This is a genomic window from Pseudomonas sp. KBS0710 (assembly GCF_005938045.2).
Taxonomy (GTDB): Bacteria; Pseudomonadota; Gammaproteobacteria; order Pseudomonadales; family Pseudomonadaceae; genus Aquipseudomonas.
The window spans coordinates 1,670,939-1,696,768 of record NZ_VCCF02000001.1 but is presented as its reverse complement, the minus strand read 5'-3'; the positions used below and the strand labels follow the sequence as shown (position 1 = coordinate 1,696,768).

22 protein-coding genes are annotated in these 25,830 nt (G+C 60.8%); 17 read left to right on the top strand and 5 right to left on the bottom strand.

The window, feature by feature from the left end; all coding sequences use genetic code 11:
* Window positions 1-98: 98 nt before the first annotated feature.
* From FFI16_RS07950 to FFI16_RS07940, 3 genes are read left to right on the top strand one after another with little or no spacing between them, the layout of a single operon-like run.
* Window positions 99-3,320: an efflux RND transporter permease subunit gene (locus FFI16_RS07950; protein ID WP_138814815.1), complete on the top strand. Its 3,222-nt coding sequence runs from the start codon at window positions 99-101 to the stop codon at window positions 3,318-3,320.
* The gene (locus tag FFI16_RS07945; RefSeq protein ID WP_138814814.1) at window positions 3,310-4,476 is read left to right on the top strand and encodes an efflux RND transporter periplasmic adaptor subunit; all 1,167 of its coding nucleotides are present in this window, start codon (window positions 3,310-3,312) and stop codon (window positions 4,474-4,476) included. Before FFI16_RS07950 ends, FFI16_RS07945 begins: the two co-directional genes overlap by 11 nt.
* Entirely contained in the window at window positions 4,460-5,878 is a 1,419-nt protein-coding gene (locus FFI16_RS07940) for an efflux transporter outer membrane subunit (RefSeq protein ID WP_138814813.1), read from the top strand. Before FFI16_RS07945 ends, FFI16_RS07940 begins: the two co-directional genes overlap by 17 nt.
* Window positions 5,879-5,986: 108 nt before the next feature.
* On the opposite strand, the gene FFI16_RS07935 is transcribed toward FFI16_RS07940, so the two are convergent.
* The 4 genes from FFI16_RS07935 to FFI16_RS07920 form a co-directional block, all read right to left on the bottom strand.
* Entirely contained in the window at window positions 5,987-6,439 is a 453-nt protein-coding gene (locus FFI16_RS07935; protein WP_138814812.1) for a hypothetical protein, read from the bottom strand.
* Window positions 6,417-6,800 carry a polymorphic toxin type 44 domain-containing protein gene (locus FFI16_RS07930; RefSeq protein WP_371923599.1) on the bottom strand — a complete coding sequence of 128 codons (384 nt, stop codon included), beginning with the start codon at window positions 6,798-6,800 and terminating at the stop codon, window positions 6,417-6,419. The genes FFI16_RS07935 and FFI16_RS07930 overlap by 23 nt, the downstream gene beginning before the upstream one ends.
* A 402-nt stretch (window positions 6,801-7,202) precedes the next feature.
* A complete protein-coding gene (locus tag FFI16_RS07925) occupies window positions 7,203-8,486 on the bottom strand; it encodes a Zn-dependent hydrolase (RefSeq protein ID WP_138814811.1) in 1,284 nt (427 codons plus the stop codon).
* 176 nt (window positions 8,487-8,662) lie between these two features.
* Window positions 8,663-10,150, bottom strand: a complete 1,488-nt coding sequence (locus FFI16_RS07920; protein WP_138814810.1) for an NCS1 family nucleobase:cation symporter-1 — start codon at window positions 10,148-10,150, stop codon at window positions 8,663-8,665.
* 592 nt (window positions 10,151-10,742) lie between these two features.
* On the opposite strand from FFI16_RS07920, the gene hydA reads away from it, so the two are divergent.
* From hydA to preA, 3 genes are all read left to right on the top strand, one after another.
* Window positions 10,743-12,182 (top strand): dihydropyrimidinase, encoded by a 1,440-nt coding sequence (gene hydA / locus FFI16_RS07915; protein WP_138814809.1) that lies wholly within the window; start codon window positions 10,743-10,745, stop codon window positions 12,180-12,182.
* 162 nt (window positions 12,183-12,344) lie between these two features.
* Window positions 12,345-13,712, top strand: a complete 1,368-nt coding sequence (locus FFI16_RS07910) for an NAD(P)-dependent oxidoreductase (protein WP_138814808.1) — start codon at window positions 12,345-12,347, stop codon at window positions 13,710-13,712.
* Window positions 13,712-14,986, top strand: coding sequence for an NAD-dependent dihydropyrimidine dehydrogenase subunit PreA (preA, locus tag FFI16_RS07905; protein WP_138814807.1), 1,275 nt, complete (start codon window positions 13,712-13,714; stop codon window positions 14,984-14,986). Before FFI16_RS07910 ends, preA begins: the two co-directional genes overlap by 1 nt.
* Window positions 14,987-15,108: 122 nt before the next feature.
* On the opposite strand, the gene FFI16_RS07900 is transcribed toward preA, so the two are convergent.
* The gene (locus FFI16_RS07900) at window positions 15,109-15,729 is read right to left on the bottom strand and encodes a TetR/AcrR family transcriptional regulator (protein WP_138814806.1); all 621 of its coding nucleotides are present in this window, start codon (window positions 15,727-15,729) and stop codon (window positions 15,109-15,111) included.
* Between the two features lie 188 nt (window positions 15,730-15,917).
* Between FFI16_RS07900 and FFI16_RS07895 the strand changes: the two genes are divergently transcribed.
* The 11 genes from FFI16_RS07895 to FFI16_RS07845 all read left to right on the top strand — a co-directional run bounded on the left by FFI16_RS07895 (window position 15,918) and on the right by FFI16_RS07845 (window position 25,716).
* Window positions 15,918-16,781 carry a GGDEF domain-containing protein gene (locus FFI16_RS07895; RefSeq protein ID WP_138814805.1) on the top strand — a complete coding sequence of 288 codons (864 nt, stop codon included), beginning with the start codon at window positions 15,918-15,920 and terminating at the stop codon, window positions 16,779-16,781.
* Window positions 16,782-16,856: 75 nt separating this feature from the next.
* The gene (locus tag FFI16_RS07890) at window positions 16,857-17,324 is read left to right on the top strand and encodes a GNAT family N-acetyltransferase (RefSeq protein ID WP_138814804.1); all 468 of its coding nucleotides are present in this window, start codon (window positions 16,857-16,859) and stop codon (window positions 17,322-17,324) included.
* Window positions 17,318-17,683, top strand: a complete 366-nt coding sequence (gene copC, locus FFI16_RS07885; RefSeq protein ID WP_138814803.1) for a copper homeostasis periplasmic binding protein CopC — start codon at window positions 17,318-17,320, stop codon at window positions 17,681-17,683. The genes FFI16_RS07890 and copC overlap by 7 nt, the downstream gene beginning before the upstream one ends.
* Window positions 17,684-17,686: 3 nt before the next feature.
* Window positions 17,687-18,544: a copper homeostasis membrane protein CopD gene (gene copD / locus FFI16_RS07880; RefSeq protein ID WP_138814802.1), complete on the top strand. Its 858-nt coding sequence runs from the start codon at window positions 17,687-17,689 to the stop codon at window positions 18,542-18,544.
* 273 nt (window positions 18,545-18,817) lie between these two features.
* Window positions 18,818-20,080, top strand: a complete 1,263-nt coding sequence (locus tag FFI16_RS07875; protein WP_138814801.1) for an OprD family porin — start codon at window positions 18,818-18,820, stop codon at window positions 20,078-20,080.
* A 168-nt stretch (window positions 20,081-20,248) separates the two neighbouring features.
* Complete coding sequence (locus FFI16_RS07870; RefSeq protein ID WP_138814800.1) at window positions 20,249-21,067, top strand: NAD(P)-dependent oxidoreductase; 819 nt, start codon at window positions 20,249-20,251, stop codon at window positions 21,065-21,067.
* 30 nt (window positions 21,068-21,097) lie between these two features.
* Window positions 21,098-21,973, top strand: a complete 876-nt coding sequence (locus FFI16_RS07865) for an SMP-30/gluconolactonase/LRE family protein (RefSeq protein ID WP_138814799.1) — start codon at window positions 21,098-21,100, stop codon at window positions 21,971-21,973.
* A gap of 51 nt (window positions 21,974-22,024) precedes the next feature.
* Window positions 22,025-22,987 carry a TRAP transporter substrate-binding protein gene (locus FFI16_RS07860; RefSeq protein ID WP_138814798.1) on the top strand — a complete coding sequence of 321 codons (963 nt, stop codon included), beginning with the start codon at window positions 22,025-22,027 and terminating at the stop codon, window positions 22,985-22,987.
* Between the two features lie 64 nt (window positions 22,988-23,051).
* Window positions 23,052-23,579, top strand: coding sequence for a TRAP transporter small permease (locus FFI16_RS07855; protein WP_138814797.1), 528 nt, complete (start codon window positions 23,052-23,054; stop codon window positions 23,577-23,579).
* The gene (locus FFI16_RS07850; protein WP_138814796.1) at window positions 23,579-24,859 is read left to right on the top strand and encodes a TRAP transporter large permease; all 1,281 of its coding nucleotides are present in this window, start codon (window positions 23,579-23,581) and stop codon (window positions 24,857-24,859) included. The genes FFI16_RS07855 and FFI16_RS07850 overlap by 1 nt, the downstream gene beginning before the upstream one ends.
* Window positions 24,859-25,716, top strand: coding sequence for an aldose 1-epimerase (locus FFI16_RS07845; RefSeq protein WP_138814795.1), 858 nt, complete (start codon window positions 24,859-24,861; stop codon window positions 25,714-25,716). Before FFI16_RS07850 ends, FFI16_RS07845 begins: the two co-directional genes overlap by 1 nt.
* Window positions 25,717-25,830 lie beyond the last annotated feature (114 nt).

Sequence of the window (25,830 nt, the reverse complement as noted above, 5' to 3'; positions counted from 1 at the left end):
GTTAACTAAATGTTCCTTCACCTGGCTGAAAGGTGCGTGTTAGGTGGGTCGGGCAAGACTGCCGGGGTTTGCAATCCTGCTCCCTCGGAGGTTCACGCATGCTCGGGCTGGTAAAGACCGCACTGCAAAAGCCCTACACGTTTATCGTGTTGGCCATATTCATCTGCATCATCGGGCCGATGGCGGCCCTGCGAACCCCCACGGATGTTTTTCCCGATATCGGCATCCCTGTCGTCGCGGTGGTCTGGCAGTACAACGGCCTGTCACCGGACGCCATGGCCGGTCGGGTGATCTACACCTACGAACGCTCCTTGAGCACCACTGTTAACGACATCGAACATATCGAATCGCAATCGCTGCCCGGCATGGGTATCGTCAAAATCTTCTTCCAACCGGGTGTGGACATCCGCACCGCCAACGCCCAAGTGACGGCCGTGTCACAAACCGTGCTCAAGCAGATGCCACCGGGCATCACGCCGCCGCTGATCCTTAACTACAGCGCCTCCACGGTGCCGATCCTGCAACTGGCGTTTTCCAGCCCCAGCCTCTCGGAAGCCAAGATCCGCGACCTGGTGCAGAACAATATCCGCCTGCCCTTGAGCGCTCTGCCCGGCCTGGCCATGCCCACGCCAATGGGCGGCAAGCAACGCCAGATCACCCTCGACCTCGACCCCCAGGCGCTGGCCGCCAAAGGCTTGTCGGCCCAGGACGTGGGCAACGCGCTGGCGCTGCAAAACCAGATCATTCCAGTGGGTACCGCCAAACTGGGCCCCAACGAATACACGATCCTGCTCAACAACAGCCCCAAGGCGATTGATGAGCTCAACGACCTGCCGATCAAGACGGTCGACGGCGCAATCATCACCATCGGCCAAGTGGCCCACGTGCGTGACGGCTCGCCGCCGCAGACCAACATCGTGCGCGTCGACGGCCACCGCGCGGTACTGATGCCTGCACTGAAAAACGGCAGCATCTCCACCCTGTCGATCATCGACGGCATCCGCCAGATGCTGCCGCGCATCAACGAAACCCTGCCGCCGTCGCTGAAGACCTCACTGCTGGGCGACGCCTCGGTGTTCGTCAAACAATCGGTGGGCAGCGTGGCCCAGGAAGGCATCATTGCCGCATTGCTGACCAGTGCGATGATCCTGCTGTTCCTCGGCAGCTGGCGCTCCACCTTGATCATCGCCGCCTCGATTCCGCTCGCGGTGCTGTCGGCCATTGCCTTGCTGGCCGCCACCGGGCAAACCCTCAACGTCATGACCCTCGGCGGGCTGGCGTTGGCGGTGGGGATTCTGGTGGATGACGCCACGGTGACCATCGAAAACATCAATTGGCACCTGGAACAAGGCAAAGCGGTAAAGACCGCGATCCTCGACGGCGCCGCGCAGATCGTCGGCCCGGCGTTCGTGTCGCTGCTGTGTATCTGCATCGTGTTTGTGCCGATGTTCCTGTTGCAAGGCATCGCCGGTTACCTGTTCCGGCCGATGGCGCTGGCGGTGATTTTCGCCATGGCCAGCTCGTTCATTTTGTCGCGAACCCTGGTGCCGACCCTGGCGATGTTTTTGCTCAAGCCGCACGTGCCTGAGCAAGGGCCTGGGCATCACCCGGAAGATGAGTTCATCAACCATCACGAAGGTGAGCAGCACAAAAAGCCGCGCAACCGCCTGCTGCAATCAGTGCTGAACTTCCAGCAGGGTTTCGAGCGGCACTTCTCGAATATCCGCGACACCTACCACGGCCTGCTGACCCTGGCGCTGGGCGCTCGCAAGCGCTTTATCGTTGGCTTCCTGGCCTGCGTACTGGCCTCGTTCCTGCTGTTGCCGAGCCTGGGCCAGGACTTCTTCCCGGCCACCGACGCCGGCGCCCTTGCCCTGCATGTGCGCTTGCCATTGGGTACGCGTATCGAAGAAAGCGCGGCGGCGTTCGACCGCATTGAAGCGCGGATCCGCGAAATCATCCCGGCCGAACAACTTGACACCATTGTCGACAACATCGGCATCCCGCTCAGCGGCATCGACATGGCCTACAGCAGCAGCGGCACCATCGGCCCGCAGGATGGCGACATCCAGGTCAGCTTGAAAAAGGACCACGCGCCGACCGCCGACTACGTGAAAAAACTGCGTGAAGCCTTGCCGCAAAGTTTCCCCGGCAGCCACTTCGCGTTCCTGCCTGCCGACATCAGCAGCCAGATCCTCAACTTCGGTGCCCCGGCGCCGCTGGACGTGAAAATCTCCGGGCGCAGCGATGCAGAAAACCGCGCCTATGCCGTCGAACTGGAACGCCGCCTGCAGCATATTCCGGGCATCGCCGACCTGCGCATCCAGCAGTCCACCGGCTACCCGTCATTGCAGGTGAACGTCGACCGCATGCGCGCCAATGGCCTGGGCATCACCGAACGTGACGTGACCAACAGCATGGTCGCCTCGCTCGCCGGCAGCTCCCAGGTGGCGCCGACGTTCTGGCTTAACCCGGCCAACGGCGTGTCGTACTCCATCGTCGCCGCCACCCCGCAATACCGCCTCGACAGCTTGCCGTCACTGGAAGCCTTGCCGGTGACCGGCGCCGATGGGCAGTCGCAAATCCTTGGCGGCGTGGCGAGCATCTCCCGCGTGCAAAGCCCGGCGGTGGTGACCCACTACAACATCGAACCGACCCTGGACCTGTATGCCAACGTGCAAGGCCGCGACCTCGGCGGCGTGGCCCGTGACGTGCAAAAAGTGCTGGATGACACCGCCTCCATGCGCCCCAAAGGCGCGGTGATCAGCCTGCACGGGCAGATCGATGCACTGCATGAAGCCTTCAGCGGCTTGAGCTTCGGCTTGCTCGGCGCCGTGGTGCTGATCTACCTGCTGATCGTGGTCAACTTCCAGTCGTGGGCTGACCCGTTCGTGATCATCACCGCGCTGCCGGCGGCGCTGGCGGGGATTGTGTGGATGCTGTTCCTCAGCGGCACCTCCTTGTCGGTGCCGGCACTCACTGGCGCCATCCTCTGTATGGGTGTGGCCACCGCCAACTCGATCCTGGTGGTGAGCTTCTGCCGTGAGCGCCTGGCCGAACATGGCGACGCACTCAAGGCGGCCATGGAAGCCGGCTACACGCGTTTCCGCCCTGTGTGCATGACCGCCCTGGCGATGATTATCGGCATGTTGCCGCTGGCGATTTCCGAGGAGCAGAACGCCCCGCTCGGCCGCGCCGTCATCGGAGGCTTGATCTTCGCCACCATCGCCACTTTGTTGTTTGTACCCGTGGTCTTCAGCCTGGTCCACGGTCGTCACCCTACTCGCGCTGCTGCTGGAGAAACCCCACATGTCGTCTGATCACAAACCCTCGCGCAAGCGTCTGATGCTCATGGGTGTCGGCGGCCTGACGTTGGCCGCCCTGTTGGTCGCCAACGGCCTGCACGCTCGCACTACTCACGAAGAAGCGGTTACCGCCTGGACCGAAACCGCCGCCATCCCTCAGGTGATGGTGTTCCAGCCCAAGCTCAACGCGGCCGGCGATACCCTGCGCCTGCCCGCGCACCTCGATGCCTGGAGCAAGGCGCCGATCCATGCGCGGGTGAGCGGTTACCTGAAGGACTGGAAAGTCGACATCGGCAGCCAGGTCAAAGCCGGGCAAATCCTCGCCGAAATCGACAGCCCCGACCTCGACCAGCAGCTGGCGCAAACCCACGCCCGCCTGCTCCAGGAACAGGCCAATGCACGCCTGGCCGCAACCACCGCCACACGCTGGCAGAACCTGCTCGCCAGCCACTCGGTATCGCGTCAGGAGGCGGATGAAAAAACCTCCAACGCCGCCGCGGCCAAAGCCAACGCCGAGGCGGCCGCAGCCGACTATGCGCGGCTGTCGGCGCTGGAAAGCTACAAGACCATCCGCGCGCCGTTCGCCGGCACCATCACCGCGCGCAACACCGATATCGGCCAGTTGATCAAGGCCGACACCGACAGCGACCCGGAACTGTTCAACATCGCCGACACTCACCAACTGCGTCTGTATGTGCCGGTGCCGCAGAACTACGCGTCGGTGATCCACCCTGGGCTTGAGGCCGAGCTGACCGTACCCGAGCACCCTGGCGAACACTTCAAGGCGCGTCTGATCGGCGACTCCACCGCCATCGACCGCCGTTCCGGCACCCTGCTTGCGCAGTTCGTCGCCGACAACCCCAACGGCGAGTTGCTGCCCGGTGACTACGCCGAAGCCACGCTGCCGATTCCGGCCGACACCCACGGCGTGAGCATCCCGGCCAGCGCCTTAATCTTCCGCGCCCAAGGCACCCAAGTGGCGGTGCTGGACGCGCAGAACCATGTGCACCTGCAAGACATCCACATCGGCCTGGACCTGGGCGAGCGCTTGGTGATCGACCAAGGCCTTAAACCCGCCGACCGCGTGGTCGACAACCCGCCCGACGCCCTGCGCGAAGGCGACCCGGTACAGCTCGCCCAAGCTGGAGGTGCGCATGCGCATAAGGTTTAACCCTCTCGCGGCGCTGGTGCTGCTGGCCCTGCAAGGTTGCTCGATGGCGCCCGCCTACAAGGTGCCCTCGGTTTACCTGCCGGCCGGCTACCGCGAACAGACCAGCGATGGCCCGTGGCACAGCGCGCAACCGTCCGACCAACTGGCACCCGAATGGTGGAAGCTCTACAACGACCCGCACCTCAATGACCTGCAACAGCAACTGCTCAAGGCCAACCCGGACCTGGCGGCGGCGCTGGCGCACTTTGATGCGTCCCAGGCCTATGCCAGCCAATTGCACGCTGGTTTATTCCCGCAAATCACCGCCAGCGCGCAGCCATTGCGCCAGCGGCAATCGGATTCGCGGCCACTGCGCGGCGATACGCAGCCGTCGGTGTACAACAGCAATACCGCCGCGTTTTCCCTGAGCTACGACCTCGACCTGTGGGGCAAGATCCGCAACCAGGTCGCAGCGGGTGACGCCCAGGCACAAGCCTCCGGGGATGACCTGGCAGTGGCACGCCTGAGCCTGCAGCATCAGCTGGCGACCCTGTATGTGCAGCTCAACGGGCTGGATGCGCAGAGCCGGATTTTGAACAGCTCGCTGGATGATTTCAGCCAGGCGCTGCAACTGACCCGCAGCCGATACGAAGGCCAGATTGCGTCGGAACTCGACCTCACCCGAGCGCAAAACCAGTTGGCCGAAGCCAAGGCTCAGCTGGATGAAGTACGCGGGCAACGCAACCTCACCGAGCACGCCATTGGTGAGTTGGTGGGTGTGGCGGCCAGCAACTTCACGTTGCCGCCGAGCCAGCAGTTGATTGCCTTGCCGGGCATTCCATCACAGCTGCCGAGTCACCTGCTGCAACGTCGCCCGGACATTGCGGCGGCGGAACGGCGGGTGTTCGCGGCCAATGCGAATATTGGCGTGGCCAAGGCGGCGTGGTACCCGGATTTCAGTCTGACCGGGTTGATCGGCGGGCAGACTCAAGGGGTTGGCAACCTGCTGTCTGCCGGCAACCGCTACTGGGCGCTGGGGCCGTTGGTGAATCTGCCGATCTTTGATGGTGGGCGGCTGAGCGCCAATGAGCGTCAAGCCAAGGCCGAGTTTGAAGAAGCGTCGGCGCAGTACCGTAGCCATGTGCTCAAAGCGGTGCGCGAGGTGGAAGACAACCTGGCGCAACTGCGGGATTTGCAGCAGGAAGCCCAGGATGAGCAAGCGGCAGCGGACGCGGCAGAACATACGCAGTCGTTGGCGATGAACAGCTATCAGGCCGGGGCCGTGAGCTATCTGGATGTGGTCACCGCACAGACGGCGGCATTGCAGGCGCAAAGGACCTTGCAGGCCGTGCAGACCCGGCAGTTGCAGGCGAGTGTGGGGTTAGTCACAGCGCTCGGCGGTGGCTGGCAACCCGGTGCCTGACAGCGCTCGTCAGCACAGCCGGGATTAAAGGTGGGAGCTGGCTTGCCTGCTCCCACACTTAGAGCGTCCAGAGCGGCATTCCCACGCAGAGCGCGGGAACGACCAATTTCATCCCTCTGGCCGGCTATTCAGAAAAATATTCACCATTGTGTAATCACTGCCGTTGGCATGTCGGTACAAGGTACTGCTGTGATAATCAGACACTTCGCCCGCCACCGAAACGGCAACCGCACTGCCTTGAACATCAACCTTTGCGGCGGCATCGCGCGTAACCAGAAACGGATTGGCGTTTTCCAATTCAGACAATACTTCTGCGTCGGCGCCCAGGGTTCGATAAACATAGTATCGGTAGTTGAACGGAACCGTTGCACCACCACGGTCATCCTTGACCGCATAGATGGATGCTTCGCCGTTCAGCGGAACCTGGAGTACGACTTCTGTCAATTGCGGACGCCCTGGCGAAAATAACCCGTCAGCAGCGATATACAGCAAGCACAGCGCCAGCAGCGTCGTGGTGACCATCGAATAGCGTGACGTCCTAGTAGAACCTGAACCTGGCATACCTGATTCCTTCCTTCATCCAATGCTGGTCGACTGGGTCATCACCGAAGGGCGCATCGCCCCACCAACGACCAAACTCGGGTCTATCTGTACCGGCTCTGGTTTGAGCAAGCCCCGCTGCACGCAAAAGCACTTCTTCACTGAACCCGGCAGCAATGCCTACAGCACCATAATGGAAGTTTCCAAACGCTTCATACTCTTTGGAAATTTGCTTGTAGTCCCAAGGTCCGCGATTACGAACCTGAGTATAAAACCAAGAGTACATGAACGCTGAACCTGCTTTGAGCACATCCTTCTTATGTGCGGCGATGAACATATTTTCGTTAACTGATACGCCAGGCGGCGGCTTAGGGTTTGCCATTGCATGCTTCCTTTGCATTAGGTTTTTTCGAGGCGAAACCTAGCACTGGAAACGGAGAGTTTTGAGCGCCGCAAGATGTAAAAGAAACTTCGTACGATAGATTAGGACACACCCTGCACCAGCCTCTCAAAACGGGCTTTTTCCTACAGGTTTTTAGGGTTGTTGCTCGGAGCGGCTGTCACTAGTTTTCGCTAGTCGCTGACCATTCAGCGGCCGGTAATGAGAGCCGAATGGCTCCTGGGATCGGGTCGTAGAGGGAAGCGGCGAGGCACGCGTGCAGTAACGCCGTCGCCTGCCAGGGCCTCATCGCAGGCAAGCCAGGTCCCACATTTGGAATGTATTCACAGATCAAAATGTGGGAGCTGGCTTGTCGGGTCGCCGTATCGCTACGATAGCGGCCTATCAGGCAGCCAGCTTCCCGCTGGCAATCGCCGCCGATGCCGCCACCATCGCCCGCAACAACACCGCACATCCCGCCGCCAAATCATCCGGTGCGGCATTCTCGATTTCGTTATGGCTGATGCCGCCTTCACACGGCACAAAGATCATCCCGGCCGGACCCAGTTCGGCGACAAAGATCGCGTCGTGCCCTGCCCCGCTGACGATATCCATGTTCGACAACCCCAACCCATTCGCCGCATCACGCACCGCGTCCACGCAGCCTTTATCGAAATACAACGGCGGGAAGTCGGCAGTGGGTTCCAACTCGAACGTCAGCCCATGCTTGGCACAGGTCTCGTCGATCACCGTGTGCACCTGGGCAATCATCGAGTCCAACCGCGCCGGTTCCAGGTGGCGAAAGTCCAACGTCATGCGCACTTCACCGGGAATCACATTGCGCGAGCCGGGATAGGCCTGCAGGCAACCAACAGTCCCACACGCATGCGGCTGATGCCCCAACGCCGCCGCATTCACCGCCGCCACCACGGCGGCCGCGCCCACCAGAGCATCCTTGCGCAGGTGCATTGGCGTCGGCCCCGCATGCGCTTCAACACCGCGCAGTTTCAGGTCAAACCACTTCTGCCCCAATGCCCCCAGCACTACGCCGATGGTTTTCTTCTCGTCCTCAAGAATCGGCCCTTGTTCGATATGCGCTTCGAAATACGCGCCCACCTTGTGACCACTGACAGCACGCGTGCCCGCATAGCCAATCGCATTCAATGCATCGCCCACGCTGACGCCATCCACATCGACCTTGGCCAAGGTATCGGCCAGGGTGAATTTCTCGGCAAACACGCCCGAGCCCATCATGCACGGCGGGAAGCGCGAGCCTTCTTCGTTGGTCCACACCACCACTTCCAGCGGTGCTTCGGTTTCGATCTTGAGGTCGTTGAGGGTGCGCAGCACTTCCACACCCGCCAGCACGCCGAAGCAGCCGTCGAACTTGCCACCTGTAGGCTGGGTGTCGATATGGCTGCCGGTCATCACCGGTGGAAGGTTGGGATTGCGGCCAGGGCGCCGGGCGAAAATATTGCCGATGCCGTCGATGGTCACGGTGCAGCCAGCGGCTTCGCACCACTGCACAAACAGGTCGCGGGCCTTGCGGTCGAGGTCGGTGAGGGCCAGGCGACACACTCCGCCCTTGGGCGTGGCGCCGAGTTTGGCCAGGTCCATCAGCGACTGCCACAGGCGGTCGCGGTTAATGTGCTGATGGGTCGATTGCAGAACGTCCAGGGCAGCGTTCATGGGGATCTCCTCAGGCTGTATTTTTTATGAATTGACGCGGTTCCAGCAGTGAAATGAGGTCAAAAATGTGGGAGCGGGCTTGCTCGCGAATGCGGTGTATCAGTCGCCGCACATGTCGCCTGACACGACGCATTCGCGAGCAAGCCCGCTCCCACATTTGATTGGATTCCAACCTTTTACAGCGGTGTTTTTACCGCCAGCGGCAGAGTTCGGCGCTTGGCATTCAGGCCGTAATACAACACCCCACCCAACGCCGAGCCGGTGAACCAGCCGTAGCTGTAAAACCAGCTGAACGCATCACTGCCCAGCGACAACAAGGTCAGCACCACCGGCACGCCAAAGGCCACAAAGCCGCTCCAGTTCCACGCCGGATACACGTCATCGCGGTACAAACCGGCCAGGTCCAACTGCTGTTTGCGGGTGATGAAGTAGTCCACCACCATGATCCCGGCAATCGGGCCGAGCAGGCTGGAGTAGCCCAGCAACCAGTTGGAATACACGGTTTCCAGGCTCACATCCGAGACGATCAGCCCGAGTTTTTTCAGCAGTTCGTGGGCCATCAATGCCAGCCCGACCAGGCCGGTGAGGATCACCGCCGTGGTGCGGTTGATCAGCTTGGGCGCGATGTTCTGGAAGTCGTTGGTGGGCGACACGATGTTCGCGGCGGTGTTGGTGGACAAGGTGGCGATGATGATCAGCGCCATGGCGATGGCCACCCACACCGGGCTCTGGATATGCCCGATCAAGGTGACCGGATCGGAAACACTCACGCCCACCAGCTTTACCGACGCGGCGGTCATGATCACGCCAAGGGCAGCGAACAGGAACATGGTCAGTGGCAGGCCGAAAATCTGCCCGAGAATCTGGTCCTTCTGGCTTTTGGCGTAGCGGCTGAAGTCGGGAATGTTCAACGACAAGGTGGCCCAGAAACCGACCATCGCAGTGAGCCCGGCCATGAAGTAACCGGTGAGGCTCGCGCCTTCGGGGCGCTTGGGTGGAATCGCCATCAGTTCACTCAGCGACACATTCGGCATCGCCCACACCAGCAAGCCTATTCCCACCGCCACCAGCAGCGGTGCCGACAAGGTTTCCAGGCGCTTGATCGACTCGGCGCCGCGCAGCACCACCCATAGGTTCAAGGTCCAGAAAATCATGAAGCCGATCACTTCACCGGTGCCGCCGAGGGACTTCCAGCCTTCGAAAATCGAGCCCAGGAACAGGTGAATCGCCAGCCCGCCGAACATCGTCTGGATGCCAAACCAGCCACAGGCCACCAGCGCGCGGATCAAGCACGGCACGTTGGAGCCCAAAATACCGAAGGACGAACGCAATAACACCGGGAAGGGAATACCGTATTTGGTACCGGGAAACGCGTTAAGGGTCAGCGGGATCAGTACCACGATATTGGCCAGCAAAATCGCGATCAGCGCCTCGCCCACCGACAGCCCGAAATAGGCGGTGAGCACCCCACCCAGGGTGTAGGTCGGCACGCAGATCGACATACCGACCCACAGCGCGGTGATGTGCCACTTGTTCCAGGTTCGCTCATGCACCTTGGTCGGTGCCATGTCGTGGTTGTAGCGCGGGCTGTCGAGGACGTCGGGGCCGGCGTCGAGTTCATACAGGCCGTTACGCTCAATAACTTGCGATCTGTTCTGTTGCATGGCCGCTCCACGGTTTTTTTAAAATTATTGTTGCTCATCCAACGCTGGGCGCCGGATGGCCGGAGTACCTCGTAAACAACATGACATCACGGACTCGGCCAGCCATCACTGCACTCAAAATCCGTGCCGATAACCGCCTCTGAACCCGCACCGCTTATATAACTGGCTGATGTTTATCAGCTTTCCGATTGTGCCCTGGGTACTTATCGCCTTACTCAGGCTAAATAACGCGAAAGTTGCCCGAACTGTCAGGACTCAATCTGGTGCAACACAATTATTTTTATTTACCCACGCCGTCAAGCGGCATGTCTCAAGCGTCTGATTTGCAATAAGAAATGTTGCTCAATTTAAGAACCTGTCAAGTGCGTCAAAATGGTGAAGGGACGCTACATTTTGGTGATTTATAGTTTTTCTCTTTTAAAATCATGTAGTTAAAATAGATATATGCTTAGTAAAAATCTTCTTGCTCATTCGAAAAACTCGGGCTAGTTTCTATTCCTGTCACCGATGACAGGATTAAACCCTGCATCGGCAAGCAGCATTACAACACTTAGAACTGGCACAAGCCGGTCAAGCCTGTGAGGAACTCGACATGTCGCTGTTGATCCGTGGCGCCACCGTTATTACCCATGATGAAAGTTACCGCGCCGATGTGTTGTGCGCAGGCGGTCTAATTCGCGCTATTGGCACGAATCTGGAGGTTCCCGTCGGCACTGAAACACTCGACGGCAGCGGCCAATATTTGATGCCCGGCGGCATCGACCCGCATACGCATATGCAACTGCCCTTCATGGGCACCGTGGCCAGTGAAGACTTTTTCAGTGGCACGGCAGCAGGTCTGGCAGGTGGCACCACCTCGATCATCGACTTTGTGATTCCCAACCCGCAGCAATCGCTGATGGAGGCCTTTCACCAGTGGCGCGGCTGGGCGGAAAAATCCGCCTCCGACTACGGTTTTCATGTGGCGATCACCTGGTGGAGCGAGCAGGTGCGCGAGGAGATGGCCGAGCTGGTCAGCCACCATGGCATCAACAGCTTCAAGCACTTCATGGCCTACAAGAACGCGATCATGGCGGCGGACGACACCCTGGTCGCCAGCTTCGAACGCTGCCTGGAACTGGGCGCGGTGCCGACGGTGCACGCAGAGAACGGCGAGTTGGTGTATCACCTGCAACGCAAGCTGATGGCCCAGGGCATTACCGGGCCGGAAGCGCATCCGCTGTCGCGTCCGTCCCAGGTGGAAGGCGAAGCGGCCAGCCGCGCCATTCGCATCGCCGAGACCATCGGCACGCCGTTGTACCTGGTCCACGTGTCAACCCAGGAAGCACTCGACGAAATCACCTACGCCCGTGGCAAAGGCCAACCGGTCTACGGCGAAGTGCTGGCCGGGCACCTGCTGCTGGATGACAGCGTGTACCAGCACCCCGACTGGCAAACCGCCGCCGGCTACGTGATGAGCCCGCCGTTTCGCCCACGTGGGCATCAAGAGGCGCTCTGGCACGGCTTGCAGTCCGGCAACCTGCACACCACCGCCACCGACCATTGCTGCTTCTGCGCCGAGCAAAAAGCCGCCGGCCGTGATGACTTCAGCAAGATCCCCAACGGCACCGCCGGTATCGAAGACCGCATGGCACTGCTGTGGCACGAGGGCGTGAATACTGGGCGGCTGTCGATGCAGGAGTTCGTCGCGCTGACGTCCACCAACACCGCGAAGATTTTCAATCTGTACCCGCGCAAAGGCGCGATCCGCGTGGGCGCCGATGCAGACCTGGTGCTGTGGGATCCCCAGGGCACGCGCACGATTTCGGCCAAGACCCACCATCAGCAAATCGACTTCAACATCTTCGAAGGCAAGACCGTACGCGGCGTGCCGAGCCACACCATCAGCCAGGGCAAGCTGGTGTGGGCCGATGGTGATTTACGCGCCGAGCGCGGTGCCGGGCGGTATGTGGAACGGCCGGCGTACCCGGCGGTGTTTGAGCAGTTGAGCAAGCGGGCAGCACATTCCAAACCGGTAGCTGTTAACCGCTAAAGCCGCCTTCGCGAGCAAGCCCGCTCCCACGTTCGATCCCATTTCAACTGAATAAACGCAGTGGAGTGTGGGAGCGGGCTTGCTCGCGAAGAGGCCAGCACAGGCGACATAAAACCCAATGCCCATCAGAGGCAGCACCTCAACAACCGTGAGGCCAACACCGTGATCCAGACCCTGACCCACCTCCCCCATCCCCATGAAGATGGGCCCACACTCGCCAGCCACTTCACCGACCTGGCGCCGCCCCTCAACGCCCGCCAGGCCCAACTGGAAGCCTCGCGCTGCCTGTATTGCTACGACGCGCCGTGCGTGAATGCGTGCCCCAGCGAAATCGACATCCCGTCGTTCATCCGCAATATCCACACCGAGAACGTGCAAGGCGCCGCGCAGAAAATCCTCTCGGCCAACATCCTCGGTGGCAGCTGCGCCCGCGTGTGCCCCACCGAGATTCTGTGCCAGCAAGCCTGCGTGCGTAACAACGCCGAGGAATGCGCGCCGGTGCTGATCGGCCTGTTGCAGCGCTACGCCATCGACAACGCGCACTTTCGCGAACACCCGTTCCAGCGCGCTGCACCGACCGGCAAACGCATCGCCGTGGTCGGCGCCGGGCCTGCGGGTCTGGCCTGCGCCCACCGCGCGGCCCTGCATGGCCATGACGTGGTGATTTTCGAAGCACGGGAAAAAGCCGGCGGCCTGAATGAATACGGGATCGCCAAGTACAAGCTGGTGGATGATTTTGCCCAGAAGGAGCTGGATTTCCTGTTGCAGATCGGTGGCATCGAGATCCGCCACGGCCAGCGCCTGGGTAGCAACCTGACCTTGAGCGACCTGCACCAGCAATTCGATTCGGTATTTTTGGGCCTTGGCCTCGCTGCCAGCAAACAGCTGGGCTTGCCCCATGAAGACGCACCCGGCCTGCTCGCCGCCACCGACTATATCCGCGAACTGCGCCAGGCCGATGACCTCAGCCAACTGCCCTTGGCCGACCGCTGCATCGTGCTCGGCGCCGGCAACACCGCCATCGACATGGCCGTGCAAATGGCCCGCCTGGGCGCCCGCGATGTGAACCTGGTGTATCGCCGTGGCTTGGCCGATATGGGCGCCACTCACCATGAACAGGAGATTGCCAAGGCCAATCAGGTGCGGCTGCTGACCTGGGCTCAACCGGATGAAGTGTTGCTGGATGATCAAGGCCGTGTACGCGGCATGCGTTTTTTGCGCACGCGCATGGACAACGGTCGCCTGCAGCCAACTGGTGAATCCTTTGAACTGGCCTGCGACGCGATCTTCAAAGCCATCGGCCAGGGTTTTGACAACAAGGCACTGCACGACCCGTTGGCCCAGCAACTGCATCGTGTGGGCGAACGCATCTTCGTCGACGAACAGCTGCAAACCAGTATCCCAGGCGTCTATGCCGGTGGCGATTGCGTCAGCCTCGGCCAGGACCTCACCGTACAGGCGGTGCAACACGGCAAGCTGGCCGCCGAAGCCATGCACGCCCAACTCATGCTGAACGTGGAGGCTGCGTAATGGCCGATCTCTCGATTGTATTCGCCGGTATCAAAGCCCCTAATCCATTCTGGCTGGCCTCCGCGCCGCCCACCGACAAGGCCTACAACGTGGTCCGCGCCTTCGAAGCCGGCTGGGGCGGCGTGGTGTGGAAAACCCTCGGTGAAGACCCGGCGGCGGTCAACGTATCCTCCCGTTACTCGGCGCACTACGGCGCCAACCGCGAAGTACTGGGTATCAACAATATCGAGCTGATCACCGACCGCTCCCTGGAGATCAACCTCCAGGAAATCACCCAAGTGAAAAAGGATTGGCCCGACCGCGCCCTGATCGTGTCGCTGATGGTGCCGTGCGTGGAAGAGTCGTGGAAAAATATCCTGCCATTGGTGGAGGCCACCGGCTGCGATGGTATCGAGCTGAACTTCGGCTGCCCCCACGGCATGCCCGAGCGCGGTATGGGCGCAGCGGTCGGCCAGGTGCCGGAGTATGTGGAACAGGTGACGCGCTGGTGCAAGACCTACTGCTCGCTGCCGGTGATCGTCAAGCTCACGCCGAACATCACCGACATTCGCGTGGCGGCGCGCGCGGCGTATCGCGGCGGCGCGGATGCGGTGTCGCTGATCAACACCATCAACTCCATCACCAGCGTGGACCTGGAGCGCATGGTCGCCCTGCCGGTGGTCGGCACGCAAAGTACCCATGGCGGTTATTGCGGTTCGGCGGTCAAGCCGATTGCGTTGAACATGGTCGCCGAAATCGCCCGCGACCCGCAGACCCAAGGGCTGCCGATCTGCGGCATCGGCGGCATCGGCAATTGGCGTGATGCGGCGGAATTTGTCGCCCTGGGCTGCGGCGCGGTGCAGGTGTGCACGGCGGCGATGCTGCATGGGTTTCGGATTGTGGAAGAGATGAAGGACGGGCTGTCGCGGTGGATGGACAGCCAGGGCTACACCAGCCTGCAGGAGTTTTCCGGGCGGGCGGTGGGCAATACCACGGATTGGAAGTACCTGGACATCAACTATCAGGTGATTGCCAAGATTGATCAGCAGGCGTGTATCGGCTGCGGGCGTTGCCATATTGCCTGCGAGGACACCTCACACCAGGCGATTGCCAGCTTGAAACAGGCGGACGGCACGCACAAATACGAGGTGATCGATGATGAGTGCGTCGGCTGCAATTTGTGCCAGATCACCTGCCCGGTGGCCGATTGCATCGAGATGGTGCCGATGGAAACGGGCAAGCCGTTTTTGAATTGGACGCAGGATCCGCGTAACCCTTACCGCGAGGCTGTGTAGCCCTTTAGACCGCCATCGCGAGCAAGCCCGCTCCCACATTCGACTGCATTTCTTCAGGCAAAATGCGATCAACTGTGGGAGCGGGCTTGCTCGCGAAGAGGCCGTCAGCCCCACCACGCACCTCAAGGCTCCAAGCCAATGCCACGCAAAATCACACTGGTCACCGTCTGAATCGCCTTCTCGAACTGCCTGTCCGACAGCGGCTGGTGATCATTCAAGATCTTCACCTGATGATCAAAATCTGCATAGTGCTGAGTCGAGGCCCAAATCATATACAGCAGGCTTGAAGGCTCCACAGGCAGGATGCGTTTGTCTTCCACCCACTGACGAATTTTCGCCTCCTTCATCTTGGCCCAGTCGTATAGGCTTTCATCCAGCGCCTCGCCGAGGGTCGGCGCGCCGTGGATGATTTCATTCGCCCAGACTTTCGAACCATAGGGCCGCGTGCGCGAGCGCTGCATCTTGGCGCGGATATAACTGCTGAGCACCACCCGTGGGTCATCGAAGGTTTCAAAGCTCAGGGCGTCCTGTTTCCACAGGTCCAGCAGGTCGAACAGCACCGCGCTGTACAGCTCGCTTTTGGTGGTGAAGTAGTAATGCAGGTTGGAGCGCGGCAGTTGCACTTCTTCGGCAATGTCGGCCATGGCCGTGCTGCCATAGCCCTTCTCGGCGAAGACTTTCTCCGCCGCCAGCAGGATTTTCTCGACGTTGCTGCGCCGGATGCCGATCTTGTGATTGCCCATGGATGGTGGAGCCCCAGTCACTTTTAAATACAATTCATTTTCAAGCATCACATCATGAACCGCTTCATTAGGCTACACGCCGTTGATCGCCAGATCGGCGCCAGCGCCGCAAAGTCCGCAGTATTGCAAGGCGTCAGCCTGGGTTATCGGGCTATGATCGGCGCATCTGAACCGGACACTCCTGACCTATGGCCGTTGACCTGCACGCCCTCTACCCGAAATTGATCCACCTGATGCTGGACACGGTCTTCGTGGTCGACAGTGAAAACCTCATCGTTTTCGTCAGTGATGCCTGCGAAACCCTGCTCGGTTACCGCGCCGACGAACTGACCGGCACCCCCATCACCGACTACATGCACCCCGAAGACCTGGCGCGCACCCGCGCCTCGATTGTGCGGGTGATGAATGGCCGGCCCCACGTGGATTTTCGCAACCGTTATCTGCGCAAGGATGGCGGTGTCGTGCACATCCTGTGGGCGGCGTTCTGGTCCGAAGAAGTCGGCGCGCGCATCGGCGTGGCGCGCGACGTCACGGCACTCACCCAGGCCGAGGAGGAACTGCGCTTCCTCGCCCACCATGACCCGCTGACGGCGCTCACCAACCGCTCGTTGTTCAACGATGGCCTGGCGTCGGCCCTGTACACCGCACGGCGTGATAACACCCGGCTGGCGTTGCTGTTTCTGGACGTCAATGAATTCAAGGCCATCAACGATGTGCATGGCCACGCGGTGGGCGATCGCGTGCTCTGCGTGATTGCACGGCGGCTGGAACGCTGCGTGCGTGACAGCGACCTGGTGGCGCGCATGGGCGGTGATGAATTCACGGTGTTGTTGACCGATGTGCAGTCGCACGAAACGGTTAGCGCCAAAGTGGCGCAGATACTCGCGGCCATGGCCGAGCCGCTGGGCGCTGAGTTTGACCCGGTCAAGATGCCGTCGTGCAGTGTGGGCATGGCGTTTTACCCGGCCGACGGTACAGACGCCGATACCCTGCTCAGCCACGCAGACAGCGATATGTACCGGATTAAAAGGCTGCGGTTCGCCGCCGAGTAATGAAACTTCCTACGCGAACCTTCCCCACCAAAAACGGATTGGTTAGGATCTCGGTCCACTTGAAGGATCATTGCAATGACTATTCGACCTCGCGTGGCCGCCGACGACCCGGTGCTCGGAGCACTGTGGGAGCGTTCGGTGCGGGCCACCCATGACTTCCTCCCCGAGGATGACATTCAGCGTTTGCTGCCGCTGGTGCGCGACACCTACCTGCCGATGCCGGCCCTCGACGTGTGGGTGTATGAAGACCACCACGGCATCGCCGGCTTTATCGGCACTGGCGGGAATAACGTCGAAATGCTGTTTATCGACCCCGAGCGCCGTGGCCAGGGCGTCGGCCGCCAATTGCTCGACCATGCCCGCGCCCGTCACGACACGCTGACCGTGGACGTCAACGAACAAAACCCACAGGCCGTGGGTTTCTATCTGCATTACGGTTTTATCCAGGTCGCGCGCTCGCCGCTGGATGGCGAAGGCAAACCCTTTCCCTTGTTGCACATGGCATTACCGACTCACTCACTTGAAGGTACTGAACAATGTTGATCAAGAAAGCCCTCACCACTGTCACCCTGCTCGCTTCCCTGCTGGGCGCCTCCGCAGCCTTCGCCCACGCTCACCTCAAAAGTTCGACACCGGCGGCCGACAGCACGGTTGCCGCACCCGCCGACCTGCGCCTGACCTTCAGCGAAGGCGTCGAGGCCACGTTCACCAAAGTGTCCCTGAGCAAAGACGGCACCGAAGTCGCCATCAAAGGCCTGGAAACCCCGGACGCCGACAAGAAAACCCTGGTGGTCAAACCCGCCGCGCCGCTGGCCGCGGGTAACTACAAAGTGGTGTGGAATGCGGTTTCGGTCGACACCCACAAGAGCAACGGTGAATACAGTTTCAAGGTCGGCCAATAACCCATGGCAACCCTGCTGGTGCTGTGCCGTTTCGTGCATTTCATCGTCGTGCTGTTGATGTTCGGGGCCTGTGCCTTCAGGCCCTGGCTGCTAGGCAACGAAGTGCAACCGGCACTCGACCGGCAACTGCTGCGCATCACCCGCGCCCTGGCCTGGCTGGGGTTTTTCTCGGGTATAGCGTGGCTACTGTTGATCACCGCCAGCATGGCGGGCAGTTGGGACGCGGCGCTGCAACCGGCCACGGTGCAGTTGGTGCTGGGCAAAACCTTTTTCGGCCAGGTGTGGGCCTGGCATCTGTTGCTGAACCTGCTGCTGGTGGTGGTGTTGCTCAAACCCTGGCCGGCCTTGCGGATGCCGTTGAGCGCATTGTTGCTGGCGACGCTGGCACCGGTCGGCCATGGCGCCATGCTCAATGGGCTGAGCGGGCAATTGTTGATCCTCAATCAAGTGGTACACCTGGTGTGCGTCGGCGCCTGGCTGGGCGGTTTGCTGCTGCTGGTGCTGATCCTGCGGCTGTCACCAAGGCCTGCGCTGGAGCCGATCCTCAAGCGCTTCAGTGGCGTGGGTTATGGCCTGGTTGCAGGTTTGCTGGTAACGGGTTTGATCAATGTTCGCGTGCTGACCGGCCAGCTGTGGCCCACGCCGGTATTTAACGGGTTTGCGTTGATTCTGTTGATCAAGGTGCTGCTGGTGCTGGGTATGTTGGCGCTGGCGCTGCTGAACCGATTGCGAATCGAACGCTGCGAGGAGCGACTGGGCAGTTTGAAGGCCAGTGTGATGCTCGAATGGTTGCTGGGTATTGCAGCAGTAGCCGCGGTGTCCCTGCTGGGCACCTTGCCGCCGATGGTGATGGCTGGCTGACCCCACGCAAAGCTCAAGTCGAACTCGGTCAAAATGTGGGAGCGGGCTTGCTCGCGAATGCGGTGGACCAGTCACTCTATTTTTTGACTGACATACCGCATTCGCGAGCAAGCCCGCTCCCACATGGACCGTGCCCGCTCTTTATCGATACCGACCTAGTCGTCGTATAACTTCTGCTTGACAGCCCTCGAAAACCCCGCAAATATCCCTCGCGATGTTGTACGACAACGTATAACAAATAATAAAAACAACAAAACGAAAGGGAGCTTCACTGTGCCTCAATTCGCCCGCAATTCCTCCTCGCGTATCGGTCTTATCAGCTTCAGCAGCCTGGCACTCGCCCTGCCCCTCTGTGCCCAGGCAGAGGGTTTTCTCGACGATGCCAAAGCCACGCTTAACCTGCGCAATGCCTACTTCAATCGCAACTTCACCAACCCCACGTACCCACAGGCCAAGGCCGAGGAATGGACGCAGAACTTCATTCTCGATGCCAAATCCGGCTTTACCCAAGGCACCGTGGGCTTCGGGATTGATGTGCTGGGCCTGTATTCGCAGAAGCTCGACGGCGGTAAAGGCACAGGGGGCACCCAGCTATTGCCGATCCATAGCGACGGCCGCCCTGCCGACAATTTCGGACGCCTGGGCGTAGCGCTGAAAACCCGGCTGTCCAAAACCGAACTGAAAGTCGGCGAATGGATGCCGGTGCTGCCGATCCTGCGCTCGGACGACGGCCGCTCCTTGCCACAGACCTTTCGTGGCGGCCAGGTAACCTCGAATGAAATCGCCGGGCTGACCCTCTACGGCGGCCAGTTTCGCGGCAACAGCCCGCGCAACGACGCGAGCATGGAAGACATGTTCATGAACGGCAAAGCCGCGTTCACCTCCGACCGCTTCAACTTCGGCGGCGGCGAATACACCTTCAACGACAAACGCACCCAGGTGGGCGTGTGGTACGCCGAACTCACCGACATCTACCAGCAGCAGTACCTGAACCTGACCCACAGCCAGCCGGTCGGCGACTGGACCTTTGGCGCCAACCTCGGCTTCTTCAATGGCAAGGAAGACGGCAGCGCGCTGGCTGGCAACCTCGACAACAAAACCTATTCCGCCCTGCTCTCGGCCAAATACAAAGGCAACGCCTTCTATGTGGGCCTGCAAAAACTCACCGGCGACAGCCTGTGGATGCGGGTCAACGGCACCAGCGGCGGCACCCTGGCCAACGACAGCTACAACGCCAGCTACGACAATGCCAAGGAAAAATCCTGGCAGATACGCCATGACTTCAACTTCGTGGTGCTCGGCATTCCGGGGCTGACCATGATGAACCGGTATATCAGCGGCAATAACGTACACACCGGCGCCATCACCGATGGCAAGGAATGGGGCCGTGAGTCGGAGCTGGCCTACACCGTGCAGAGCGGCACACTGAAGGATTTGAATGTGCGCTGGCGCAACTCGACCATGCGTCGGGACTTCAGCAACAACGAGTTTGATGAAAATCGGATCTTTATTAGCTACCCGATCTCGTTGCTCTAGGGCTCGATCTACAAGCAGAAGAAGATCCCCTGTGGGAGCGGCGGTGCGACGATTCGACTTGCTCCCACATTAGATCTGACTTGGCTGCAAGAATGTTGACAACCTCGGGAATCCCTAACACTATTTCCACATAGTCATACGACAACCTACAACAACAATGGAATTCCCATGACCACCACCACAGCCGTTCCATTCAACCGCCTGCTGCTCACCGGCGCCGCCGGCGGTTTGGGCAAAGTCTTGCGCGAACGCATGCGCCCTTATGCTCAGGTATTACGCCTGTCGGACATCGCCAACATGGCCCCGGCGGCCGGCGAGTTTGAAGAAGTGCAGCCCTGTGACCTGGCCGACAAACAAGCCGTGCACCAGCTGGTGGAAGGCGTCGATGCCATCCTGCATTTCGGCGGTGTGTCGGTGGAGCGCCCTTTCGAAGAGGTGCTGGGCGCCAACATCAGCGGCATTTTCCATATCTACGAAGCCGCCCGCCGCCATGGCGTTAAACGCGTGATCTTCGCCAGCTCCAACCATGTGATCGGCTTTTACAAGCAGGACGAACACATCGACGCCCACTCCCCACGTCGCCCGGACAGCTACTACGGCCTGTCCAAATCCTACGGCGAAGACATGGCCAGCTTCTACTTCGACCGCTACGGCATCGAGACCGTGAGCATCCGCATCGGCTCCTCGTTCCCGGAACCGCAGAACCGCCGGATGATGCATACCTGGCTGAGTTTCGATGACCTGACCCAACTGCTAGAGCGTGCGCTGTACACCCCGAATGTGGGCCACACCGTGGTCTACGGCATGTCGGATAACCTCGACACCTGGTGGGACAACCGTTACGCCGCGCACCTGGGTTTTGCCCCCAAGGACAGCTCCGAAGTGTTCCGCGCCAAAGTCGAAGCCCAGCCGCCAGTGGCCGCCGACGACCCGGCCGCGGTCTACCAGGGCGGCGCGTTCTGCGCTGCAGGGCCGTTCGGTGACTGAACGCACATCAACCCAAGGGAATGAGTTGCCATGACCGCTGAACTGATCGTCGACGCCCGCAATGCCGTGGGCGAATGCCCGGTGTGGGTGCCGCAGGAAAACGCGCTGTACTGGGTGGACATCCCCAACGGCGGCCTGCAACGCTGGGACGCCGCCACCGGCCACGTCACCGCCTGGAAAGCCCCGCAGATGCTCGCCTGTATTGCCCGCACCGACGCGGGCAATTGGGTCGCGGGCATGGAAAGCGGGTTTTTCCAACTCACCCCGCATAACGACGGCAGCCTCGACTCCACGCCCCTGGCGAGCATCAAGCACCCGCGCGCGGACATGCGCCTCAACGATGGCCGCTGTGATCGCCAGGGCCGTTTCTGGGCTGGCAGCATGGTGCTGAACATGGGCCTGAATGCGGCCGAAGGCACCCTCTACCGCTATGCGTCAGGCGCCGCGCCCCATGCGCAACTGAACGGGTTCATCACCCTCAATGGCCTGGCCTTCAGCCCGGACGGCCGCACGATGTACGCCTCGGATTCACACCCGCTGGTGCAGCAGGTCTGGGCGTTCGATTACGACATCGACACCGGCACACCTTCCAACCGCCGCGTGTTTATCGACATGCATCAGTTCCTCGGGCGCCCCGATGGCGCGGCAGTCGACGCCGAGGGTTGCTACTGGATCTGCGCCAACGACGCCGGGCTGGTTCATCGCTTCACCCCGGATGGCCGCCTGGACCGCTCCCTCAGCGTGCCGGTCAAAAAACCCACCATGTGCGCCTTCGGCGGCAGCCGGCTGGACACTTTGTTCGTCACCTCGATCCGTGATGACCACAGTGAGCAGTCAGTCGCCGGCGGCGTGTTTGCCCTCAACCCCGGCGTCAGCGGATTGCCGGAGCCCACATTCACCCTCTAGCTGCATTGCTGTGCCTTGAATACAACAACAATAAGACAGGAGTGACACCCCATGGACTTCAAACGCACTTTGCTCGCCGCCGCAATCTTCACCCTTAGCAGCGCCGCCCACGCGCTGGAAATCAAATTCGCCGACATCCACCCCGCCGGCTACCCTACCGTCGTCGCTGAAGAGAACATGGGCAAGGCCCTGACTCAGGCCAGTAATGGCGAACTGACCTTTAAATACTTCCCGGGCGGTGTGCTGGGCTCGGAAAAAGAAGTGGTCGAACAGGCCCAGGTCGGCGCGGTGCAGATGACCCGCGTCAGCCTCGGTATCGTCGGGCCGGTGGTGCCGGACGTGAACGTGTTCAACTTGCCGTTCGTGTTCCGCGACCAGGCGCATATGCGCAAAATCATCGACGGCGAGATCGGCGATGAAATCCTCGCCAAGATCACCGACTCCGAGTTCGGCCTGGTGGCCCTGGCCTGGATGGACGGGGGCACGCGCAACCTTTACACCAAGAAGCCGGTGCGCAAGATCGAAGACCTCAAGGGCATGAAAATTCGCGTCCAGGGTAACCCGATCTTCATCGAAGCCTTCAATGCGATGGGCGCCAACGGCATTGCCATGGACACCGGCGAAATCTTCAGCGCCTTGCAGACCGGCGTCATCGACGGCGCGGAAAACAACCCGCCGACCATGCTGGAGCACAACCACTTCCAGAACGCCAAGTTCTACACCCTCACCGAACACCTGATCCTGCCCGAACCCATCGTGATGTCGAAAATCACCTGGAACAAACTCACACCCGCCCAGCAAGACCTGGTGAAAAAAGCCGCCAAGGTCGCCCAGGCTGATGAGCGCGCGCTGTGGGACGCCAAGTCCGCCAGCAGCGAAGAAAAGCTCAAGAAGGCTGGCGTCGAGTTCATCACAGTCGACAAGAAACCCTTCTATGACGCCACCGCAGCGGTTCGCGCCAAATACGGTGCGGCTTACGCCGACATCATCAAGCGCATCGACGCGGTCGAGTAATCACCCTTCCCTCCAGTCAGGCCCGGCGCGGTCGGCATCGACGCGCCCGGTTACGGTGAACGCCATGAAGAATTTAGTGTTGCGCATCAACGACCGCATTTACATGACCTGCATCTGGGTCGCCGGCCTCTCGGTGCTCGGGGTCGCGCTGATCATTCCCTGGGGCATCTTCGCCCGCTACATTCTCGGCACCGGCGCAAGCTGGCCGGAGCCTACCGCCATCCTGCTGATGCTGGTATTCACTTTTGTCGGCGCGGCAGCCAGTTACCGTGCCGGCGCGCATATGTCAGTGGCCGTGGTCACCGACCGCCTGCCACCGCGCCAACGGCAAATAGTCGGTTTTATCGCGCAACTGCTGATGGCCACCATCTGCCTGTTCATGACCGTCTGGGGCACCAAGTTGTGCCTGTCCACCTGGAACCAATTCATGAGTGCGATCCCCACCCTGCGTGTGGGCATCACCTATATGCCGATCCCGATTGGCGGGCTGCTGACGCTGGTATTCGTACTGGAAAAACTCTTGCTCGGTGACCAGAGCCAGCGCCGCGTGGTGCGCTTCGACCTGGTTGAAGAAAACGAAGGGGCTGCCTGATGGACGCATTGATTCTGCTGGGCAGTTTTATCGCCTTGATCCTGATCGGCATGCCGGTGGCCTACGCCCTCGGGCTGTCGGCGCTGATCGGCGCGTGGTGGATCGACATCCCGTTCCAGGCCTTGATGATTCAGGTGGCGGGCGGGGTGAACAAGTTTTCGCTGATGGCGATTCCGTTCTTTGTGCTGGCCGGGGCGATCATGGCCGAGGGCGGCATGTCGCGGCGCCTGGTGGCATTTGCCGGGGTGCTGGTGGGGTTTGTGCGCGGTGGTCTGTCGCTGGTGAACATCGTGGCGTCGACGTTTTTTGGCGCGATTTCCGGCTCGTCGGTGGCGGATACCGCCTCGGTCGGCTCGGTGTTGATTCCGGAAATGGAGCGCCAGGGTTATCCCCGCGAGTTCTCCACCGCCGTCACTGTCAGCGGTTCGGTGCAGGCTTTATTGACGCCGCCCAGCCACAACTCGGTGCTCTACTCCCTGGCGGCCGGCGGCACGGTCTCGATCGCCTCGCTGTTCATGGCCGGCGTGGTGCCTGGGTTGTTGATGAGCGCGTGCCTGATGGTGCTGTGCCTGATCTTCGCGAAAAAACGCAACTACCCCAAGGGTGAAGTCATACCGCTCAAACAAGCGCTGAAGATCGCCGCCGATGCGCTCTGGGGCCTGATGGCCATGGTGATCATCCTGGGCGGCATCCTCTCGGGTATTTTCACCGCCACCGAGTCGGCCGCGATTGCCGTGCTGTGGGCGTTCTTCGTGACCATGTTCATCTACCGCGACTACAAATGGCGCGAGCTGCCCAAGCTGATGCACCGCACGGTGCGCACCATTTCCATTGTGATGATCCTGATCGCGTTTGCCGCCAGCTTCGGCTACATCATGACCCTGATGCAGATCCCGGCAAAAATCACCACGCTGTTCCTGACCCTGTCGGACAACCGCTACGTGATCCTGATGTGCATCAACGTGATGCTGCTGATGCTCGGCACGGTGATGGACATGGCGCCGCTGATTTTGATCCTCACCCCGATTTTGCTGCCGGTGGTTCTCGGTATCGGCGTCGACCCGGTGCACTTCGGCATGATCATGCTGGTGAACCTCGGCATCGGCCTGATCACTCCGCCAGTGGGCGCAGTGCTGTTTGTGGGCGCGGCGGTGGGCAAGGTCAGTATCGAGAAAACCGTGGCGGCGCTGCTGCCGTTTTATGCGGTACTGTTCCTGGTCTTGATGGCGGTGACGTACATTCCCGCTCTGTCACTTTGGTTGCCGCATCTGGTGCTCTGATGATTGAACTTGAAGACAACTTGACTCAGCTCACCCTGGCCCCGGACGTGGGTGGCAGCATCGTCAACTGGACGGTGCGCGCCACCGGGCAGCCGCTATTACGCCATAGCGACGAACACGCCGTGAATACCGGCTTGCCGGGCAAGCTCGCGTGCTACCCACTGGCGCCGTGGTCCAACCGGGTTGCCCAAGGCGGTTTCGACACCCCTGACGGCTGGCTGGCACTCACGCCCAACAGCCCGCTCGACTCGCTGCCGATTCACGGTTCGGCCTGGCAGCAGGCGTGGCAGGTGGTGCGCCAGACGGCGGATGAAGTGGTGCTGGAGGTGGTGTGTGAGACGCCGTTTGCCTACCGCGCCGAGCAGCGGTTTCGCTTGCGTGGCGGCGAGCTGAGTATTGAGTTGCGTGTAACGCACCTGGCCGAAAAAGCCGCGTGGCATGGCTTGGGATTGCATCCGTATTTGCCGCGCAGGCCGGGCACGCGGTTGCAGGCCAAGGCGTCGCAGGTGTGGATGAGTGATGCGTCCAAGCTGCCGACCGGGTTGGCGCCAGTGCCTGCCGAATGGGATTTCACTCAACTCAAAGGGCTGCCAGGAGGCCTGGTGGACAATGGGTTTTGCCAGTGGGACGGGCATTGCCGCATCGAACAACCGGAGCTGGGCTATGCCCTGGAGTGCCAGGCCAGCGGCGCCGATTACTACCTGCTGTTCTGCCCGCCGGGGTTGGGGTTCTTTTGCATCGAGCCGGTGAGTCATCCGGTGAATGCGCATCACCTGCCGGGCAGGCCCGGCCTGAAGCTGCTGGAAAAAGGCCAGTCAACTCACCTCAATTTCACCCTGAAATACCAACCTTTATAACCCCAAAAAACCCTGTGGGAGCCGGGCTTGTCGAATCGTCGCACCGCCGCGATGGCGGTGTGTCAGCCTGCACACCTGGACCTGACAAACCGCTATCGCAGGCAAGCCAGCTCC

Coding starts and splice junctions, on each gene's coding strand:
- FFI16_RS07950 (WP_138814815.1), top strand. CDS start 99: ATGCTCGGGCTGGTAAAGACCGCACTGCAAAAGCCCTACACGTTTATC.
- FFI16_RS07945 (WP_138814814.1), top strand. CDS start 3,310: ATGTCGTCTGATCACAAACCCTCGCGCAAGCGTCTGATGCTCATGGGT.
- FFI16_RS07940 (WP_138814813.1), top strand. CDS start 4,460: ATGCGCATAAGGTTTAACCCTCTCGCGGCGCTGGTGCTGCTGGCCCTG.
- FFI16_RS07935 (WP_138814812.1), bottom strand. CDS start 6,439: ATGCCAGGTTCAGGTTCTACTAGGACGTCACGCTATTCGATGGTCACC.
- FFI16_RS07930 (WP_371923599.1), bottom strand. CDS start 6,800: ATGGCAAACCCTAAGCCGCCGCCTGGCGTATCAGTTAACGAAAATATG.
- FFI16_RS07925 (WP_138814811.1), bottom strand. CDS start 8,486: ATGAACGCTGCCCTGGACGTTCTGCAATCGACCCATCAGCACATTAAC.
- FFI16_RS07920 (WP_138814810.1), bottom strand. CDS start 10,150: ATGCAACAGAACAGATCGCAAGTTATTGAGCGTAACGGCCTGTATGAA.
- hydA (WP_138814809.1), top strand. CDS start 10,743: ATGTCGCTGTTGATCCGTGGCGCCACCGTTATTACCCATGATGAAAGT.
- preA (WP_138814807.1), top strand. CDS start 13,712: ATGGCCGATCTCTCGATTGTATTCGCCGGTATCAAAGCCCCTAATCCA.
- FFI16_RS07900 (WP_138814806.1), bottom strand. CDS start 15,729: ATGGGCAATCACAAGATCGGCATCCGGCGCAGCAACGTCGAGAAAATC.
- FFI16_RS07895 (WP_138814805.1), top strand. CDS start 15,918: ATGGCCGTTGACCTGCACGCCCTCTACCCGAAATTGATCCACCTGATG.
- FFI16_RS07890 (WP_138814804.1), top strand. CDS start 16,857: ATGACTATTCGACCTCGCGTGGCCGCCGACGACCCGGTGCTCGGAGCA.
- copC (WP_138814803.1), top strand. CDS start 17,318: ATGTTGATCAAGAAAGCCCTCACCACTGTCACCCTGCTCGCTTCCCTG.
- copD (WP_138814802.1), top strand. CDS start 17,687: ATGGCAACCCTGCTGGTGCTGTGCCGTTTCGTGCATTTCATCGTCGTG.
- FFI16_RS07870 (WP_138814800.1), top strand. CDS start 20,249: ATGACCACCACCACAGCCGTTCCATTCAACCGCCTGCTGCTCACCGGC.
- FFI16_RS07865 (WP_138814799.1), top strand. CDS start 21,098: ATGACCGCTGAACTGATCGTCGACGCCCGCAATGCCGTGGGCGAATGC.
- FFI16_RS07860 (WP_138814798.1), top strand. CDS start 22,025: ATGGACTTCAAACGCACTTTGCTCGCCGCCGCAATCTTCACCCTTAGC.
- FFI16_RS07855 (WP_138814797.1), top strand. CDS start 23,052: ATGAAGAATTTAGTGTTGCGCATCAACGACCGCATTTACATGACCTGC.
- FFI16_RS07850 (WP_138814796.1), top strand. CDS start 23,579: ATGGACGCATTGATTCTGCTGGGCAGTTTTATCGCCTTGATCCTGATC.
- FFI16_RS07845 (WP_138814795.1), top strand. CDS start 24,859: ATGATTGAACTTGAAGACAACTTGACTCAGCTCACCCTGGCCCCGGAC.